The sequence below is a fragment of the Xanthomonas sp. genome (genome assembly GCF_017163755.1).
GTDB lineage: Bacteria > Pseudomonadota > Gammaproteobacteria > Xanthomonadales > Xanthomonadaceae > Xanthomonas_A.
On record NZ_JAFIWC010000033.1, the window covers coordinates 38274 to 55460 of the forward strand.

A 17187-nucleotide genomic window follows, 5' to 3' on the forward strand; every position below is an offset into this window, starting at 1 on the left:
GCCACGCGCGCCGCGTGCGTGCCGGGCGCTCAGCCCTGCCCGGCGCGGCGCGCGGCGACCTTGGCCAGCGCCGACCAGTCCAGTTCGCCGTCGCCGTGCGCGATCGCGTCGAGGAACTGGTCGCGCAGCACCGCGGCCAGCGGCATCGGCACGTGCCGGGTCTCGCCGGCGTTCAGCGCCAGGCGCACGTCCTTCAGCCCCAGCGTGGTCTTGAAGCCGGCCGGGCTGTAGCGCTGCTGCGCGATCATGCCGCCGTAGTTCTGGTAGGCCGGCGCGGCGAACAAGGTGCTGCCCAGCATGCCCAGGAACTCGGCCGCGTCCACGCCATGGCCGCGCACCAGCGCCGAGGCCTCGGCCATCGTGCCGATCGCGCTGGCCAGGCACAGGTTGGCGGCCAGCTTGACCGCATTGGCCTGCTCCGGCGCCGCGCCGAAATACCACGTCTTGCGCCCGATCACGTCCAGCAGCGGCTGCACCTGCGCCAGCGCGGCGGCGTGGCCGGCGGCCAGGATGTTCAGCTGCCCGGCTTCGGCCACGTCGCTGCGTCCCAGCACCGGCGCGGCCACATAGGCCACGCCGCGCTCGGCGTGCAGCGCGCTCAGTTCGCGCGCCAGCGCCACCGAGATCGTCGCCAGGTTGACGTGCACGCTGCCGGCGGCCAGCGCGTCCAGGGCGCCGCGGTCGAGCAGGGTCTCGCGCACCGCCGCGTCGTCGGCCAGCATCGAGAACAGGATCGGGCCGCGCACCGCCGCGGCCGGGCTATCGGCCCGCTGCGCGCCGGCCTCGGCCAGCGCCTGCGCCGGCGCGGCGCTGCGGTTCCATACGCACACGGCGTGGCCGGCGCGAAGCAGGTTGTAGGCGATCGGCCGGCCCATCGTGCCCAGGCCCAGAAATCCGATGGTCATGCGCGAAACTCCTTGTACGGGTGCGGCAAGGGCGAACGTCAGGCGTCGAACAGGCCGCGCGCCGAGCGCGGCTCGCAGCGCAGGTATTGCGGCGCCGGGCGCAGCCTGGCGCCCAGCGCGGCGGCGGCGTGCCACGGCCAGCGTGGATCGTAGAGGATGCCGCGGGCCAGCGCGACGGCGTCGGCGCGGCCTTCGGCGAGGATCGCCTCGGCCTGCTGCGGCTCGGTGATCAGCCCTACCGCGATCACCGGCATCGACGTCTGGCGGCGGATCGCCTCGGCCTGCGGCACCTGGTAGCCGGGCGCCAGCGCGATCTGCTGGTGGCGGTCCAGCCCGCCGCTGGACGCATGCAGGTAGTCGCAGCCCTGCGCCTGCAGCGCCTGCGCCAGCGCGATGCTCTGCGCCACGTCCCAGCCGCCGTCGACCCAGTCGGTGGTGGAGATGCGCACGCCCACCGCGATCCGCGGCGACACCGCCGCGCGCACCGCCGCGTGCACGCGCAGCAGCAGGCGCATGCGGTTGTCCAGGCTGCCGCCGTAGTCGTCGTCGCGCCGGTTGCTCAGCGGCGACAGGAACTGGTGCAGCAGGTAACCATGCGCGGCGTGCAGTTCGATCAGCTCGAAACCCAGCCGCTCGGCGCGGCGCGCCGACGCGACGAAGGCCTGGACGATCGCCTCGATGCCGGCCAGGTCCAGCGCCTGCGGCGGCGGGCCGTCTTCGGCAAAGGCCTGCGCCGACGGCGCCACGGTCTGCCAGCCGTTGGGCTGGTCGGGCGCGATCGCGCCGCCGCCGTCCCACGGCCGGTGCGTGGACGCCTTGCGCCCGGCATGCGCCAGCTGGATGCCCAACGGCATCGGCGACCAGCGCCGCACCGACCCCAGCACCGCGCGCAGCGCCGCCTCGGTGGCGTCGTCCCACAGGCCCAGGTCGGCGTAGCTGATGCGCCCGCGCGGCTCCACCGCGGTGGCTTCCAGGATCATCAGCCCGGCGCCGGACTGCGCCAGCTGGCCGAGGTGGATGGTGTGCCAGTCGCTGGCCTTGCCGTCTTCGGCGGAGTACTGGCACATCGGCGCGATCACGATGCGGTTGGACAACGACAGCGGCCCCAGGGCGAGGGGCGAGAACAGGTGGCTCAAGGTGGCGTTCCGCGGGGGGCGCCCGCGCGTGCGGGCAATGCGCCATTGCACTGCGGGCGCGCGCGCCGATCAACCACCGCCAGTGGATCAGTGCGTTTGTGCGCGCACCGAAAACGCGTGGCGCAACGCACGCACTTCGCGCATCCGCCTGTCGGGCAGCGCACGCGGGTAACGCCCTTTTTGCGGCGTCCGCCCCGGCGGCGATCGCCGCGTCACGGCGCGGCGGAGGCGGCCGGCAGCAGGAAGTCCAGCGCCTGCGCGCAGGACCGCGCGACCTTCAGCGTCAGCAGGTCGTCGCCGCGGGTACGGCCCAGATTGATCGCCGCGATCGGCAGCCCGGCCTTGGCCGCGGCCTGCACGAAGCGGTAGCCGGAATAGACCATCAGCGACGAGCCCACCACCAGCATCGCGTCGGCGCGCTGCAGATGCGCGAAGGCGCCGGCGACGCGCTCGCGCGGCACGTTCTCGCCGAAGAACACCACGTCCGGCTTCAACACGCCGCCGCAGGCGCTGCACGCCGGCACCGCGAAGGCGGCGAAGTCCACGTCCTCCATGTCCGCATCGCCGTCCGGCGCCTGGCCGGCCTGCAGCGTCGCCCAGCCGGGATTGAGCCGCAGCAGGTCGTGCTGGACGTCCTCGCGCGGCAGGCGCCGTTCGCAGCCCATGCAGCGCACCACGTCCAGGCGCCCGTGCAGGTCGATCACCGCCAGGCTGCCGGCAGCCTGGTGCAGCCGGTCCACGTTCTGGGTCAGCAGCACCTCGACCTGGCTGCGCGCTTCCAGCGCCGCCAGCGCGGCGTGGGTGGCGTTGGGCCGCGCGCGGCCGAAGCGCGGCCAGCCGACCAGGCTGCGCGCCCAGTAGCGCTGCCGCGTCGCCGCCTCGCCCATGAACGCTTGGTAGGTGACCGGCTGCGCGCGCTTCCAGTCGCCGGCGGCGTCGCGGTAGTCGGGGATGCCCGAATCGGTGCTGCAGCCGGCGCCGGTCAGCACGAACAGGCGCCGGTGACGGGCGATGAATTCCGCCAGCGACGGCAGCGGCGCGGCGTCGGCGGGATCCGGTGGCTGCAGCAGCTGATACATCGCGAAAATTCCGGGACGGCGGGTCTTCCTATCTTGAGCGTCCGTGGCGTCAACACAAGGTCGCCGCGTGAACGCGCCTGCGTTTCGTGGCGCACGGCCGCATGCATGCGGCCGATCGCACGCCTACAGCGGGTTGCTGACCTCGATCAGGTTGCCGTCGGGGTCGCGGAAGTACAGCGACAGGATCGGCCCGGTGGCGCCGGTGCGCTGCACCGGGCCGTCCTCGATGGCGACCGCCGCCGCCTCCAGTTCGCCGCGCACCTGCGCCAGCGGCGTGGCGGTGATGAAGCACAGGTCGCCGGAACCGGGCGTGGGCCTGCGCGCCTTCGGCTCGAACTCGCGCCCGGCGGCATGCAGGTTGATCTTCTGCGCGCCGAACGCCAGCGCGGTGCGGCCTTCGCCGAAGCGGACCTCGCGCATGCCGAGCACGCGGGTGTAGAACGCGCAGCTGACGCCGATGTCGGCAACGGTGAGGACGAGGTGGTCGAGCCGATCGATCTGCATGGTGCCTCCGGGCAGCGGAAAGCGCGCGGCCGACGCCGCGCGGAAAAAGCCGGCCGCTATTCGCCGCGCGGCGGATGCGGGCCGAAGCGGCCGTACGGGCGGCTGTCGTCGACACCGCGCCGCAGCACCTGCGCGGCGAGCAGCGCGATCGCCAGCAGCAGCAGGCACAACCCGGCCAGCGCGACCCAGCCGCCGTGCTGCCAGGCCACGCCGCTGAGCGAGCCGACCAGGCTGGCGCCGCCGTAGTACGCCAACAGGTACAGCGAGGCGGCGTGGCTCTTGGCGCGCCCGCCGAGACGCCCGACCCAGGCGCTGGCCGCCGAGTGCGCGACGAAGAAGCCGATGGTCAGCAACACGATGCCGACGATGACCACCGCCAGCGCATGGGCCAGTGTCAGCGCCACGCCGAGCGCCGCCAGCGCCGTGCCGGCCAGCACCACCGGCCCGCGGCCGAAGCGGTCCGACGCCGCGCCGGCCACCGACGAGGACACGATGCCGAACACGTAGGCGCTGAAGATCAGCCCGAGCTGGCTCTGGCTGAGCCGAAATTCCGGCCCGCCCAGGCGGAAGCCGGCGTAGTTGTAGACGCTGACGAACACGCCCATCAGCAGGAACGGAATCGCGAACAGCCACGGCAGATGGCGGTCGCGCAGGTGCCCGCCCCAGGCCTGCAGGTGGAAGCGCAGGTTGATCCCGGTGCGGCGCACGAAGTGCCGCGACGGCGGCAACAGCCACACGAAGCCGATCGCGGCCAGCAGGTCGACCAGGCTGAGCACCGCCAGCGCCACGCGCCAGTCGAAATGGTCGGTGAGCACGCTCATGCCGATGCGCCCGACCATGCCGCCGAAGGCGTTGCCGGCCACGTACAGGCCGGTGGCCGCGCCCAGCCTGTTGGCCGGCAGCTCTTCGGCCAGGTACACCATCGCCACCGCCGGCACCCCGCCCAATGCGACGCCGGACAGCGCGCGCACCAGCACCAGCGCGTCCCAGTGCGGCAGGCACGCGGCGACCAGGTTGAGCACGGCGGCCAACGCGATCGACGCGAACATCAGCCCGCGCCGGCCGAGGTTCTCCGACACCGCGCCGGCGCAGAAGATCGCCACCGCCAGGCCGCCGGTGGCCAGCGACAGCGGCAGCGAACTGGCCGCCGCACTGACCCCGAACTCGCGCGCGAACGCCGGCAGCAACGGCTGCACGCTGTACAGCAGCGAGAAGGTGGCGAAGCCGGCCAGGAACAGCGCCAGGCGGATGCGCAACAGCGGCGCATCGTCGAGCGCACGCACCGGATCGCAACGACTGGAGGTATTCACGGCAGCGCAGGTACGGACATGGGCGGCCAGTATTTGCCTGCGCCTACCCAGTGTCCAATATATGATGCAAGCACTCCCCATATCGTCTGGATATGACATGGAACTGCGCCATCTGCGCTATTTCCTGGCGGTGGCCGAGGAAGGCCACTTCACCCGCGCCGCGGCGCGGCTGGGCATCCAGCAACCGCCGCTGAGCCAGCAGATCCATGCGCTGGAGCGCGAGTTGGGCACGCCGCTGTTCCGGCGCACGCCGCGCGGCGCCGAACTGACCGAGGCCGGGCGCGCGTTCCAGCGCGAGGCGCGGCGCGTGCTGGCCGACCTGGAACGCGCCGGCGACGCGGCGCGGCGCGCGGCGCGCGGCGAAACCGGGGTGCTGCGGCTCGGCTTCACCGCCTCGGCCGCGTTCAATCCGGTCGTGCCGACGCTGGTGCGCAACTTCCGCCGCGCCTGGCCGGCGGTGGAACTGGCGCTGGAGGAAACCAACACCGCCGGGCTGCTCGCCGCGCTGGTCCACGGCCGCCTGGATGCCGCGTTCGTCCGCTACAGCGTGGCCACGCCGCCGGAACTGCAGTTGCTGAAGTTTCCCGACGAACCGATGAAGATCGCGGTGCCGGCGGCGCATCCGCTGGGCAAACGCCGCCGCGCGCCGCTGTCGGCGCTGGCCGGCGAACCCTTCATCCTGTTCCCGCGCAGCTTCGGCACCAGCCTGTACGACGAGATCCTCGACGCCTGCCGCCAGTCCGGCTTCGACCTGAAGATCGACCAGGAGGCGCCGCAGATGTCCTCGATCGTCAACCTGGTCGCCGCCGAGCTCGGCGTGTCGGTGGTGCCGGCCTCCACCACCCAGGTGCAGCTGCCCGGCGTGCGCTACCTGGACATCGAAGGCCGCGTGCCGATGGCGCGGCTGGCGCTGGCGGCGCTGCCGGCCACCGCGCAGGCCGCGCCGGTGGTGCGGCACCTGTGGCAGCTGGCGCAGGCGCACGCGGCGGGCAAGCGCGGCTAGTCATCCCCTGGCGCACCCTCACCGCTACGCACACGATCGCATGCCCCCACTGCATGAGCGGCTTCAGCCGCGACCAGCCAGCGGACCATCAGCCAGCGGACCATCGCCGATGCTGGAGACAGCCTGCCTGTTGTGGGAGCGACTTCAGTCGCGACGACGCCTTACCGGTAACGCCCGTCGCGACTGAAGTCGCTCCCACAGGCAAGCGCTCCCGTCCACAGCCTCAGCGCGACACCACTTCCCATCCCGCCGCATCGCGCAACACCTGCCCGCCGCGCACGCCTTCCACGACCACGCGTACGCCCTGCGCGTACGGCAGCTGCCGCTGCTCGGGAAACCAGCGCCGCTGCGCATCGACCACGATCAGCAGGCCCTCATGATCGCCGAGCGGCGCGAACGCGTCGGACAGCGGCATGAACGCAGGCACCTCCATCCGGTCCCGCGCCGCGGTGGCGACCGCCGGCACCTGCGCGCTGGGCAATCCGACCTCGCTGATGCACAGCAACTCGGCCGCGCAGAACGCGCCGTTGGCGCTAGCGTGCGTCGGCAACGGCCTGCGCGCGATCAGTTCGAGCACCGCGCCGTCGGGCCCGGCGAAATACATCGATTGCGATTGCCACGCTGCATCGAGCGCGAACCGCACCTCGCCCAGCGGGTCGCGCAGCAACGGCACGCGCCGCGACAGCCAGTCGCAGGCGGCGTCGAAGCGCGCAGACGGGATGTTGAAGGCCAGATGCACGCTGCCGACCTCGGCGTCGGCGGGCAGCAGATCGAGCAGGCTCCAGCCGATGCGCACCTGCGTGGCCGCGACCGGGAGTTGCAGGACATCGCGATAGAAGGCGGCGCCGGCCGCGGGATCGCTGGCGGGCAGGCCTAGTTGGGTGATGCGCATGGCGGCTCCTTGTGCTGGAGCCGCTATTGGACGACCTCAAGCGTAGTTGAGGTCAAGCGCGTTGACGAGGGTGTACCGCGTACCGCGGAGGTCGTCAGGCACGGAAGTCCGACCATTGTTCGGCATGCGCTGTCGCGCTCTGCCGGCAATGTCACCTGTGGGAGCGACTTCAGTCGCGACGGGCCTTATCGGTAACGCCCGTCGCGACTGAAGTCGCTCCCACAAGGATGCTGCGCGGCGCAACGAGCGGCTGGCAGTTGCCTAGGAATTCGGCGAGACAGCGGCATGAGCGGCAAGCCCGCCGCTTCTTCCATTGATCGATGGCTCGTCGCCCAGGCAGTTGTTCATGCATGATCGTCGGTGCAGGAACCTGGGTGAACGGGTACCGGCTAATCGACGCACAGCATCGGCCGCAGCGACCGCGCTCAACCCAGGTGCGTACGCACCGCTTCGTCGATCTTGGCCGGCGGCACGAAGCCGGGCACGCGCGCCACTTCCTCGCCCTGGCGGAACAGCATCAGCGTCGGCGTCTGGCGCAGGCCCTGGGCACGGAAGAATTCCTCGCCCACGTCCTCCATCTTCACCTTCAGCAAGGTCACGCCCTGCGCGCTGTCGGTCTCGGCGAAGCGTTCCAGCGACTTGTCGAGCATGCGGCAGCCGGGGCAGTTGTCCTTGTTGAAGTCGGCCAGCACGCGCGGATGCGCGGCGACGGCGTCGGCGAACTGCTCGGCGGTGGAAACGGTGATGGTGGTCAGCATGGGCGAAAGCCTATCAAAAAATTCGGAGAGCACCGCCGCCGAACGCATCGGCCACGGCACCGGGTGATTGAAAACGGCGGCATCAGCGTGGATCCGGCGGCATCGGGTCCTGGACCGGGGTGGCTGCGCCGCCTGCCCGCGCCGCCAGGCATGGGTCGGGCGTGGCCGCCCGCGGCGCCGTGGCGGCAGCGGCGCCCGGCAGCGAGGCCGCGCGCAGCGCCAGCACCTGCGCGCACCATGCGCCGATCGCGGCGTTGTCGCGCTCGCCGTGCGGCATCTGCTCGATCTCCAGCAACGGATAGCGGCTGTCGAAGAAGCGCGCGATGCGCTTGACCGCGCCGCAGTAGTACTCCATGCCCCACTGCGTCTCGCCGGTGCCGAACGCGGCGACCTCGATCGCCTTGCCGGCCGCGTCGACCAGCTCGGCGATGTAGCGCTTCATTTCCGCCGGGGTGCGTCCGGCGTTGTCGCTCCAGCTGCCGAGCAGGTGCAGGTCGAAGCGGGCCGCACGCGCGGCATCGCCGAGCGCGCCGTGCAGGGTCTGCATGTCGGTATGGATGCAGGTCACCCGGTGCCCGGCCGCCTCGCACTGCGCCTGCACCCGGCGCGCGACATCGCGGGTGTTGCCGCTGAGCGAGGCGTAGGCGAGCAGGAGGTCCATAGGCGGGGATTGGGTTGGGGTTTGGGGGATTCGTAGAAGCGGGCAACGTGACGGCCATCAATCACGAATCACAAATCCGAATCCTGCTCCGAAGAGTCCACGGATCGGGAGGGGCGATCAGATATCCGGAAAAGCGGATTCGGCATCGCTGTTGCCAATCCCCAATCCCCGATCCCGGCCCCTCACAGATCATCGAAGCCGTTGTCCGAGTTGGTCTTCTTGTAGCTGGCGTTGCGCATCTCGAAGAAGTCGGTCTTGGTCTCGGTGAAGTTGTCCGCGTAGGCCTTGATCCACGGCATCACGTTGTCGCTGGCGTCGGTGTACAGCTTCTCGATGCCGAGCATGCCGGACATCTTGTTGGCGCGGTACTTCACGTACTGGATCATCTCGTCCACGTCGATGCCCTCGATGCCGTCGAGCACTTCCGAGGACCATTCGGTCTCCAGCCGGATCGCGTGCTCGAACGCCTGGTGCACGTAGTCGGTGAGCTCGTTGGTCTGCAGCTCGGCGTTCTCGCCGATGATGGCGCGGATCAGCTCGCTGATGAACTTGGTGTGGGCCAGTTCGTCGCGGTTGATGAAGCTGATGATCTTGCCGGTGCCGGTCATGCGGTTCTGCCGCACCAGGTTGTAGAAGTACGCGAAGCCGGAATAGAAGTTGATGCCCTCCAGGATCGAGGACTGGATCAGCGAGCGCAGCAACGTCTCGGCGGTCTTCTCGCGCATGAAGTCGTCGTAGGCCTGCATGATCGGCTGGTTGCGCGCGATGATGGTCGGGTGCGTGCGCGCGATCTCGAACACGCGGTTCTGGTCGGCCAGCCCGGCGATCGAGGCCAGCACGTAGGAATAGCTCTCGTTGTGGATCACTTCCTGCTGGCCGATGATCGCCGCGTTGGCGTGCGCGGCCGGATCGGTGATGTACTCGGCGACGTTGTAGATGAAGCGCGTCTGCGGCGAATCCAGCGTGGCCAGCAGGCCGATGATCGAGTCGTAGGCGTTCTTCTCGCGCGCCGACAGTTCGCCGTACTGCTTGGCGTCGCCCTTCATGTCCACCTCGTCGGGGATCCAGAAGTTGGTCGACAGCTCCTTGTACGCGCGATAGAACGACGGGTACGGGATGTCGTTCCAGTTGAGGATGCCACTGGTGGTGCCGTTGATGATCCCGGTGGAGCGGTTGGGATGCATCGGTTCGAGGATCTTGATGCGGTCGAGCGCGATGGCCATGGGTCGGATTCGGTAGTCGGATGGAGAGCGCCGGCCAGCGGCGCGGCGACAGGGCGATGCGGCAGCGTGCGGCGTTCCCGGGAACGCCGCACGCGTCGGGTACCGCTACGCGGCGGCGATCAGCTCGAGCACCACTCGCACTCGCTGATGTCGATGTCGTTGGAGCGCACGTAGTAGGTGGTCTTCAGGCCTTCCTTCCATGCGGTCATGTGCAGGTCGAGCAGGGTGCTGGCGCGGATGCCGCTGGGCACGTAGAAGTTGAAGCTGATCGACTGGTCGACGTGGCGCTGGCGGCGCGCGTTCTGGCGCACGCTGGCGAACTGGTCGACCCGGTAGGCACCCTTCTCGTAGTACGGATAGGTGTCCACGGTCAGGCCCGGCGCCACCACCGGGCGGCGGAAGTCCTTCTTCTCTTCGTAGTAGAACGCGCTGTAGATCGGGTCGATCGACGCGGTGGAGCCGGCGATCTGCGCGGTGCTCATGTTCGGCGCCACCGCGATCATCCACGCGTTGCGCACGCCGTTGACGCTGACCTGCGCGGCCAGTTCCTGCCACTGCGCGCTGTCGTAGCCGCGCTTGCTGAAGTACTCGCCGTTCTGCCAGTCGCTGCCCTTGAACACCTTGTAGGCGCCCTTTTCCTTGGCCAGCGCCAGGCTCGCCTGGATGGTCAGGTAGTTGATGCGCTCGTACAGCTCGTCGCAGTAGTCCTCGGCCTGCTTGGAATTCCACTCGATGCCCTTCTGCGCCAGCAGGTGGTGCCAGCCGAAGGTGCCCAGGCCGATCGCGCGGTACTTCTGGTTGGTGATCGTGGCCTGCGGTACCGGCAGGTCGTTGAGGTCGATCACGTTGTCGAGCATGCGCACCTGTACCCGGATCAGCCGCTCCAGCACGTCCGGCGACAGCAGGTCCGGCTGCGCGGTGACCGCGCGGCCCAGGTTCACCGACGACAGGTTGCATACGACGAAGTCGCCGGCCTGCTTGGTGGTCACGATCTGGTCGCCGCTGATCATCTCCTGGATGACCCGCGTCGGGCTCATGTTCTGCAGGATCTCCGTGCACAGGTTGCTGGAATAGACCATGCCCTGGTGCTTGTTCGGGTTCATGCGATTGACTTCGTCGCGATAGAACATGAACGGGTTGCCGGTCTCCAGCTGGCTGACCATGATCCGCTTGAACATGTCGATGGCCTTGACCACCTTGCGGCCGATGCGCTCGTCGGCCACCACTTCCTCGTACCTGGCGCGGAAGCTGCCTTCGCCGCGCTTTTCGTCGAAGAAGTCCTGCAGGTACCAGCCCTTGACCTCCTTCACCTCGTGCGGGTCGAACAGGTACCACTCGCCGCGGCGCTCCACCGCTTCCATGAAGATGTCCGGCACGCACACCGCGGTGAACACGTCGTGCGCGCGCAGGCGCTGGTCGCCGTTGTTCAGGCGCAGGTCCAGGAACGCCTCGATGTCGCGGTGCCAGATGTCCAGGTACACGGCGATGGCGCCCTTGCGCTGGCCGAGCTGGTCCACCGACACGGCGGTGTTGTTGAGCTGCTTGATCCACGGCACCACGCCGCCGCTGGAGTTCTTGACCCCGCGGATCGCCGAGCCGGAGGAACGCACATAGCCCAGGTAGGCGCCGACGCCGCCGCCGTGCTTGGACACGCGCGCCACGTCGGTGTTGGAGTCGTAGATGCCCTGCAGGCTGTCGTCGACGGTGTCGATGAAGCAGCTCGACAGCTGCCCGCCGATCTTGCCGGCGTTGGCCAGCGTCGGCGTGGCCACGGTCATGTACAGGTTGGACAGCGCCCAGTAGGCCTCGCCGACCAGCTGCATGCGGCGTTCGCGCGGCTTCTCGTCCTGCATCAGGTACAGCGCGATGGTCAGCCAGCGCTCCTGCGGCAGTTCGTAGACCTTGCGCGAGTTGTCGGTGGCCAGGTAGCGCGTGGCCAGCAGGTACAGGCCGTTGTAGGCGAACAGCTTGTCGCGCTCCGGGTCGATCATCCTGCCGGCTTCGGCCAGCTCGTCCTTGGAATAGTTCTTGAGGATGTCGATCGAGTACACGCCGCGGTCGGCCAGGCTTTCCTGCAGGCCGACATAGGAGCCGTACTTCTCGCCGGCATCGTAGAAGCGGTTCTTGCTGGCGCGCTTGTACAGGCGGTGCAGGTACAGGCGCGCGGCGAAGTATTCCCACTCCGGCGTGGCGATGTCCACGCGCGATTCGGCCTCGCGGATCAGGTAGTCGACCATCTCGTCGGCCGACAGGCTTTCCTTCTTCTCCACGAACGCGAACGCCTTGCGCTCGTAGTCGGCCACGTCCAGCTGCGGGAACTCGGCGTGGATGCGATCCAGGGTGCGCTGCAGGCGCGAGCGGTCGAAGGCCATGCGGCGGTTGCCGCCGTCCTTGACGATCCAGGTCACGGCGCGCTGGTCGTTGCTCGGCTCGGACGGGGTCGCGGCCGCGTCGGGCTGCGCAGTGGCGGCGGCGGTCGCCGTGGCGGCGCTGTCGTCGAGGGAGGAAGCGGCCGGCAGGCTGTGGGTCTGGTTCATGGGTGTCTCCAAGCGTGGTGCACGCGGCGGCCCGTCCCTCGCAGGCAGCGAGTCCGACCGGATCAGCAGCGTGGGGATGTGGTGTCGCAGCGGCCGCGACGGCGCAGGCGCGAGCCTGCGGGCGGTCACCGCTTCACCGACCCTCTCCCCCCGGAGATTCAACGGCCGGCACCGCGCTGTGTGCTTCGCGCGGCTGTCGGCAGGTCTTCGGGCTGATGGGCGGCGGCCGAAAGGCCGGTTCCTAGCCCGTCGCTTCCCAAGGCGAAGCCTCAGTGCATGTGACGGGTTCGTTCCCAATTACCGCTGCGGGGCAGCGCCGGATTTGGCGCTCGCGCGCCGCACCGGCTTCCCTTTTGATCCTGCGGCTTGGGGCCGCTGGAACCGACCACCACAAGATAGTGTGGTGTATGGATGTCGTCAACGCTAAATGTAGGTTTTCTTTGCAATCCCAAGCGACACAAGGGTTTGCGTGAGCGGGCACGGATCGGCGGCGATGGCGGGCGTCCGGGCAGCCGCCTGGAGCGGCAAGACCGTGCGTCGCGCAGGCCGTTGCGCCAGTGGCGGCGGCGCAGGGAGGTTGGGTCGTCGCGCATGCTGTCGGGCGGTCCGCGGACAGCGCGGGCGGCTGCCAATGGCGGCGTGGCTGCTGTGCGAGACGCGAGCTCGCGCGGCGCGCTGGCAGCGCAGGGGGCCGCTCGCCACGCGGGTGATCTTGGCTGTGGCCGGCAACCAGCCTTACACGGACACGCGCCCGGCGCTGGTGGCCGGGCGCCCAAGGTTTCGGCAGCGGACTGCCGAACGCTCAGTCGAGCACGGTCAGGGTCACGTCGATGTTGCCGCGGGTGGCGTTGGAATACGGGCACACCTGGTGCGCCTGCTCGACCAGCGCCTGCACCTGCTCGCGCGGCAGGCCCGGCACGCGGATGCGCAGTTCCACTTCGATGCCGAAGCCGACCGGCAGGGTGCCGATGCCGACGTGGCCTTCGATCGAGGTGTCGGCCGGCAGCGCCAGCTTCTGCTGCCCGGCGACGAACTTCATCGCGCCGATGAAGCAGGCCGAATAGCCGGCGGCGAACAGCTGCTCGGGGTTGCTGCCGTCGCCGCCGGCGCCGCCGAGTTCGCGCGGGGTGGACAGCTTCACGTCCAGCGCCTTGTCCGAGGAGACGGCGCGGCCGTCGCGGCCGCCGGTGGCGGTTGCAGTGGCGGTGTACAGGGCTTTTTCGATCGACATGGCAGGGGTTCCTTAGGGTGAGCGATAAGAGATCGGGAAACACATGTGGCGCGGATGCTGCGCCGGACGCCACGCCGGCTGTATGTTTGCTATCGACTCGCGCGCTACTTCCAACGCGTAGCGAGCGCGGATGCCGCGCGGCTCATCCGCACGCCGCCAGCTTGCCGCGCAATTCCTCCAGCTGGGCCTTCAACGCACGCAGCTGCTGCGGCGCGCAGTCGGCGGCGCAGAACACCTGCGCCGGCACCGCCTCGGCGCGGCTGCGCAACGCGCGGCCCTGCGCGGTCAGGCTGACGATCACCTGGCGTTCGTCCTGCGCCGCACGCGCACGCTGGACCAGTCCGGCCGCCTGCAGGCGCTTGAGCAACGGCGTCAGCGTCGCCGAATCCAGGAACAGGCGCTCGCCGATCTCCGACACGGTGAGCCCGTCGCCCTCCCACAGCACCAGCATCACCAGGTACTGCGGATAGGTCAGGCCCAGTTCGTCCAGCAGCCGGCGATACAGCTTGTGCATCGCTAGGTTGGCCGAATACAGCGCGAAGCACAGCTGGCTGTCCAGCTGCAGGTGCGAGGCGGCGGACTTGGCGCTGGAGGGACGTGGCTTCATGGTGTCGCAATTTACATAGCGCACTATCAAATTGTAAACGATATTTATCGATCGACGGGAAAGGCGCGGCCTATCGATAGTGTCCCTCGCCCGGATGCGCCTCGTCCGGACGCGCGCAGGTGCGCTTCTCTTCTGGAAAAGATCGATGGCGACCAGGGAAACACTCCAACTAGCGCTTACCGTCGCAGCCAAGCGTTGGAGCGTGCGGGCAGGTTCCGCGACACATTCAACTGCTCGGCGCCTTCGCAGCGACGAGAGCGGCTCGCGTGGGCCGCTGCCGCACGGTGGACCAGACGCATGCCTGCGGCCATCGCGGCCGAACGAACGCGGCGGCCGCGGCGCGGCGCGTCCGTCTCGACGCTAGGCCCGGTGCTCGATCGACAGGTACTCGGTGCTCTGCATCTCGATCAGGCGCGAGGCAGTACGCTCGAATGCGCCGGCCAGGCGCTCGCCGCTGTACAGCGCCACCGGCAGCGCGGCGGCGGTGCAGACCAGGTTGACCTGGCGGTCGTAGAGCTCGTCGACCAGGTTGACGAAGCGCCGCGCGGCGTCCTCGTTGTCGCGCGCGAAGCACGGGATGCCGCCGAGCAGCAGCGTGTTGAACTCGCGCGCGATCTCGATGTAGTCGCTGGTGCCGCGCGGACCGTCGCACAGCGCGGCGAAGTCGAACCAGGCGATGCTCTTGCCGCGCGCGCGCACCGGAATCTTGCGGCCTTCGATCTGGATGTTGCCCGGGCGCGCCTGGTCGCCGCCGCTGAGCTCGCGCCAGCGCCCGGCCAGCCATGCGTCGCTGTCGGCGTCCAGCGGCGCGCGGTACACCGGCGAGCGGGTCAGCGCGCGCAAGCGGTAGTCCTCGGTGCCCTCGGCGTAGAGCTCCACGCAGTACTTCTGCAGCAGCGCGATCGCCGGCAGGAAGCTCTCGCGCTGCAGGCCGTTGAGGTACAGGTTCTGCGGCGCGGTGTTGGAGGTGGTGACCAGGGTCACGCCCTCGGCGAACAGGCGCTCGAGCAGCCGCGCCAGCAGCATCGCGTCGCCGATGTCGGTGACGAAGAACTCGTCCAGCACCAGCACGCGCAGCTGGTTGCGCCACTCCTGCGCGATCCTTGCCAGCGGGTCGCTCTGCCCGGCATGCTCGCGCAGGCGTTCGTGCACGCCGCGCATGAAGCGGTGGAAGTGGGTGCGGTACTTCTGCTCGATCGGCAGGCCGTCGTAGAACAGATCGACCAGGAAGGTCTTGCCGCGGCCCACGCCGCCCCAGAAGTACAGGCCGCGCACCGGCTCGGGCTTCTTCCAGAACGCCGACAGCCGGTCCAGCCAGCCGTCCTGGTCGCTGTCCACGATCGCCTCGTGGATCCGGTCCAGCTGCGCCAGCGCCGGGTGCTGCGCCGGATCGTCGCGCCAGTCGCCGCGCGCCACGCCGGCCGCATAGCGCTGCGACGGAATCACCGCGTCGTTCATCGTCCGGCCCCCGTGCCGAGGCGGTACAGGCGCCGCCCGCGCTTCGTCGGCGCCATCGCCTGCCGCACCGCCGGCCTCACGCCTGCGCAGCCGGCAGCCACGCCTTGACGCCGTGCTGGACGGCGCCGCGCAGGTCGATCAGCTTGCGGTGGAAGAAATGGCTGGTGTCGGGCATGCGCACCAGCTCGGGCTGCCGCTCCAGCGTCTCCAGCCATTCGTATACCGCTTGCGGATCGACGATCTCGTCGGCGTCGCCCTGGATCAGCAGCCAGCGCTGCGGCGGTTCTACGCCGGCGAAGTCCCAGCGCCCGGCCGGCGGCGCGATCGAGATCAGCGCCTGCGGCTGCAATGCGGCGCAGGCGCGCAGCGACACGTAGGCGCCGAAGCTGAAACCGGCCAGCCACAGCGCGTCGTGCGGGCGCTGCGCGCGCACCCACGCCGCCACCGCGGCCAGGTCCTGCTGCTCGCCTTCGCCGTGGTCGAAGCTGCCGGCGGAGGCGCCGACGCTGCGGAAATTGAATCGCACCACGCTGATGCCCTGCTCGCGCAGCGCGCGCGCGACCATCGTCACCACCTTGTTGTGCATGGTGCCGCCCTCGGTGGACAGCGGATGGCAGACGATCGCCACCACCGGCAAGCGCGGCACGCCGGCGTCGGGAAGATCGACCGCCGCTTCGAGCGGGCCGGCGGGGCCGTCCAGGGTCAGCGCGGCGGATTCGTGGGGAAAAACGGGAGCGTCCATGCGGTCATAATACCGGGGCCGTGTGCAGGCCACATGCCGGCCGTTCGCACGCAGCGTCCCTTTTGCCCTTCCGCCGGATCCGCGCGCGTGCTGTTCCTTCTCCTGAGCGTCACCTGCAGCGTGCTGGTGTCGGTATTGCTGAAACTGGCGCCCCGCCGGCGCATCGATCTGGCGCAGGCGGTGACCTGGAACTACCTGGCCGCCGCCGCGCTGTGCGCATGGCTGCTGCAACCGCCGCTGGCCGCGCTGCGCGCGCCGGACACGCCATGGGTGGCGCTGCTGACCCTGGCGCTGGGGCTGCCGGCGCTGTTCGTGGTGCTCGGACGCGCGGTGGAGACGGCCGGCATCGTCCGCACCGATGCGGCGCAGCGGCTGTCGCTGCTGCTGTCGCTGGCCGCGGCGTTCCTGGTGTTCGGCGAGCGCGCCAATGGCTGGAAGCTGGCCGGCCTGGCGCTGGGATTGCTGGCGATCGCCGGCATCGCGCGGCGCCCGGCGCAAGCGCAACCGACGCTGGCACGCGGCGCGCCGTGGCTGCTGACGGTGTGGGTGGGTTTCGCCGTGGTCGACGTGATGCTCAAGCGCATCGCCCAGTCCGGGACCCCGTTCGCCGCGTCGCTGCTGGCCGCCTTCGCGCTGGCGTTCGTGGCGATGCTGGGCTGGCAGCTGTGGCGGCATGCGCGCGGCAGGCAACCGCTGGCCTGGCGCAACCTCGGCGCCGGCCTGCTGCTGGGCGTGCTGAATTTCGGCAACATCCTGTTCTACGTGCGCGCGCACCAGGCGCTGCCGGACAGCCCGGCGGTGGTGTTCGCGGCGATGAACCTGGGCGTGATCGTGCTCGGCGCGCTGGTCGGCATGCTCGCCTTCGGCGAGAAGACCAGCGCCTGGAACCGCGCCGGGCTGCTGCTGGCGCTACTGGCGATCGCGCTGATTGCCGTCGGCACGCACGTCTAGGACGCGCGGAGCGCGGAGCCGCGCTCCCTCCGAGAGAGGGGTTCGGTGAGAGTGCGGTTACCAAGCGTCTTGGCCGAGTCAGTGCAAGAGGCTTCGTCCGTACCCTCATCCGGCCTTCGGGCCACCTTCTCCCGAGGGGAGAAGGAACACGCTCTAGCCCCTCTCCCCCCGGGAGAGGGGTTGGGGTGAG

16 protein-coding genes and 1 riboswitch are annotated in these 17187 nt (G+C 69.8%); of the genes, 2 read left to right on the forward strand and 14 right to left on the reverse strand.

All coding sequences use genetic code 11. From position 1 onward, the window contains the following. Window positions 1-29: 29 nt before the first annotated feature. From JR065_RS18640 to JR065_RS18660, 5 genes are all read right to left on the reverse strand, one after another. Complete coding sequence (locus tag JR065_RS18640) at window positions 30-905, reverse strand: NAD(P)-dependent oxidoreductase (RefSeq protein WP_206235915.1); 876 nt, start codon at window positions 903-905, stop codon at window positions 30-32. 38 nt (window positions 906-943) lie between these two features. Beyond that, the gene (locus JR065_RS18645) at window positions 944-2041 is read right to left on the reverse strand and encodes an NADH:flavin oxidoreductase/NADH oxidase (protein ID WP_206235917.1); all 1098 of its coding nucleotides are present in this window, start codon (window positions 2039-2041) and stop codon (window positions 944-946) included. Window positions 2042-2253: 212 nt separating this feature from the next. Then, a complete protein-coding gene (locus tag JR065_RS18650; RefSeq protein ID WP_206235919.1) occupies window positions 2254-3120 on the reverse strand; it encodes an NAD-dependent protein deacetylase in 867 nt (288 codons plus the stop codon). 123 nt (window positions 3121-3243) lie between these two features. Next, window positions 3244-3624 carry a VOC family protein gene (locus JR065_RS18655; protein WP_206235921.1) on the reverse strand — a complete coding sequence of 127 codons (381 nt, stop codon included), beginning with the start codon at window positions 3622-3624 and terminating at the stop codon, window positions 3244-3246. Window positions 3625-3680: 56 nt separating this feature from the next. Then, window positions 3681-4934, reverse strand: a complete 1254-nt coding sequence (locus JR065_RS18660; RefSeq protein ID WP_343237300.1) for an MFS transporter — start codon at window positions 4932-4934, stop codon at window positions 3681-3683. 97 nt (window positions 4935-5031) lie between these two features. On the opposite strand from JR065_RS18660, the gene JR065_RS18665 reads away from it, so the two are divergent. Further along, window positions 5032-5937, forward strand: coding sequence for a LysR family transcriptional regulator (locus JR065_RS18665; RefSeq protein ID WP_206235922.1), 906 nt, complete (start codon window positions 5032-5034; stop codon window positions 5935-5937). Between the two features lie 223 nt (window positions 5938-6160). Here JR065_RS18665 and JR065_RS18670 read toward each other — a convergent pair whose 3' ends face one another. The 9 genes from JR065_RS18670 to JR065_RS18710 all read right to left on the reverse strand — a co-directional run bounded on the left by JR065_RS18670 (window position 6161) and on the right by JR065_RS18710 (window position 16046). After that, window positions 6161-6829, reverse strand: coding sequence for a VOC family protein (locus tag JR065_RS18670; protein ID WP_206235924.1), 669 nt, complete (start codon window positions 6827-6829; stop codon window positions 6161-6163). 425 nt (window positions 6830-7254) lie between these two features. Beyond that, a complete protein-coding gene (locus tag JR065_RS18675; RefSeq protein WP_429001893.1) occupies window positions 7255-7587 on the reverse strand; it encodes a thioredoxin family protein in 333 nt (110 codons plus the stop codon). Window positions 7588-7669: 82 nt separating this feature from the next. Beyond that, complete coding sequence (locus JR065_RS18680) at window positions 7670-8248, reverse strand: flavodoxin (RefSeq protein WP_241093749.1); 579 nt, start codon at window positions 8246-8248, stop codon at window positions 7670-7672. Between the two features lie 182 nt (window positions 8249-8430). Next, window positions 8431-9471, reverse strand: coding sequence for a ribonucleotide-diphosphate reductase subunit beta (locus JR065_RS18685; protein WP_145703830.1), 1041 nt, complete (start codon window positions 9469-9471; stop codon window positions 8431-8433). 119 nt (window positions 9472-9590) lie between these two features. After that, on the reverse strand, window positions 9591-12008 hold the full coding sequence (locus JR065_RS18690) for a ribonucleoside-diphosphate reductase subunit alpha (protein ID WP_206235925.1): 2418 nt from the start codon (window positions 12006-12008) through the stop codon (window positions 9591-9593). A gap of 181 nt (window positions 12009-12189) precedes the next feature. After that, window positions 12190-12409, reverse strand: a riboswitch (cobalamin riboswitch). Window positions 12410-12810: 401 nt separating this feature from the next. Next, window positions 12811-13239: an organic hydroperoxide resistance protein gene (locus JR065_RS18695; RefSeq protein ID WP_206235926.1), complete on the reverse strand. Its 429-nt coding sequence runs from the start codon at window positions 13237-13239 to the stop codon at window positions 12811-12813. A 142-nt stretch (window positions 13240-13381) separates the two neighbouring features. Next, complete coding sequence (locus tag JR065_RS18700; RefSeq protein WP_206235927.1) at window positions 13382-13846, reverse strand: MarR family winged helix-turn-helix transcriptional regulator; 465 nt, start codon at window positions 13844-13846, stop codon at window positions 13382-13384. Between the two features lie 360 nt (window positions 13847-14206). Continuing rightward, window positions 14207-15304 carry a cell division protein ZapE gene (gene zapE, locus JR065_RS18705; RefSeq protein ID WP_206235929.1) on the reverse strand — a complete coding sequence of 366 codons (1098 nt, stop codon included), beginning with the start codon at window positions 15302-15304 and terminating at the stop codon, window positions 14207-14209. 76 nt (window positions 15305-15380) lie between these two features. Then, window positions 15381-16046 carry an alpha/beta hydrolase gene (locus JR065_RS18710; RefSeq protein WP_206235930.1) on the reverse strand — a complete coding sequence of 222 codons (666 nt, stop codon included), beginning with the start codon at window positions 16044-16046 and terminating at the stop codon, window positions 15381-15383. Between the two features lie 87 nt (window positions 16047-16133). Between JR065_RS18710 and JR065_RS18715 the strand changes: the two genes are divergently transcribed. Then, the gene (locus JR065_RS18715; RefSeq protein WP_206235931.1) at window positions 16134-16997 is read left to right on the forward strand and encodes an EamA family transporter; all 864 of its coding nucleotides are present in this window, start codon (window positions 16134-16136) and stop codon (window positions 16995-16997) included. Window positions 16998-17187: the final 190 nt, after the last annotated feature.

Coding starts and splice junctions, on each gene's coding strand:
- JR065_RS18695 (WP_206235926.1), bottom strand. CDS start 13,239: ATGTCGATCGAAAAAGCCCTGTACACCGCCACTGCAACCGCCACCGGC.
- JR065_RS18640 (WP_206235915.1), bottom strand. CDS start 905: ATGACCATCGGATTTCTGGGCCTGGGCACGATGGGCCGGCCGATCGCC.
- JR065_RS18655 (WP_206235921.1), bottom strand. CDS start 3,624: ATGCAGATCGATCGGCTCGACCACCTCGTCCTCACCGTTGCCGACATC.
- zapE (WP_206235929.1), bottom strand. CDS start 15,304: ATGAACGACGCGGTGATTCCGTCGCAGCGCTATGCGGCCGGCGTGGCG.
- JR065_RS18670 (WP_206235924.1), bottom strand. CDS start 6,829: ATGCGCATCACCCAACTAGGCCTGCCCGCCAGCGATCCCGCGGCCGGC.
- JR065_RS18690 (WP_206235925.1), bottom strand. CDS start 12,008: ATGAACCAGACCCACAGCCTGCCGGCCGCTTCCTCCCTCGACGACAGC.
- JR065_RS18700 (WP_206235927.1), bottom strand. CDS start 13,846: ATGAAGCCACGTCCCTCCAGCGCCAAGTCCGCCGCCTCGCACCTGCAG.
- JR065_RS18680 (WP_241093749.1), bottom strand. CDS start 8,248: ATGGACCTCCTGCTCGCCTACGCCTCGCTCAGCGGCAACACCCGCGAT.
- JR065_RS18685 (WP_145703830.1), bottom strand. CDS start 9,471: ATGGCCATCGCGCTCGACCGCATCAAGATCCTCGAACCGATGCATCCC.
- JR065_RS18665 (WP_206235922.1), top strand. CDS start 5,032: ATGGAACTGCGCCATCTGCGCTATTTCCTGGCGGTGGCCGAGGAAGGC.
- JR065_RS18650 (WP_206235919.1), bottom strand. CDS start 3,120: ATGTATCAGCTGCTGCAGCCACCGGATCCCGCCGACGCCGCGCCGCTG.
- JR065_RS18675 (WP_429001893.1), bottom strand. CDS start 7,587: ATGCTGACCACCATCACCGTTTCCACCGCCGAGCAGTTCGCCGACGCC.
- JR065_RS18710 (WP_206235930.1), bottom strand. CDS start 16,046: ATGGACGCTCCCGTTTTTCCCCACGAATCCGCCGCGCTGACCCTGGAC.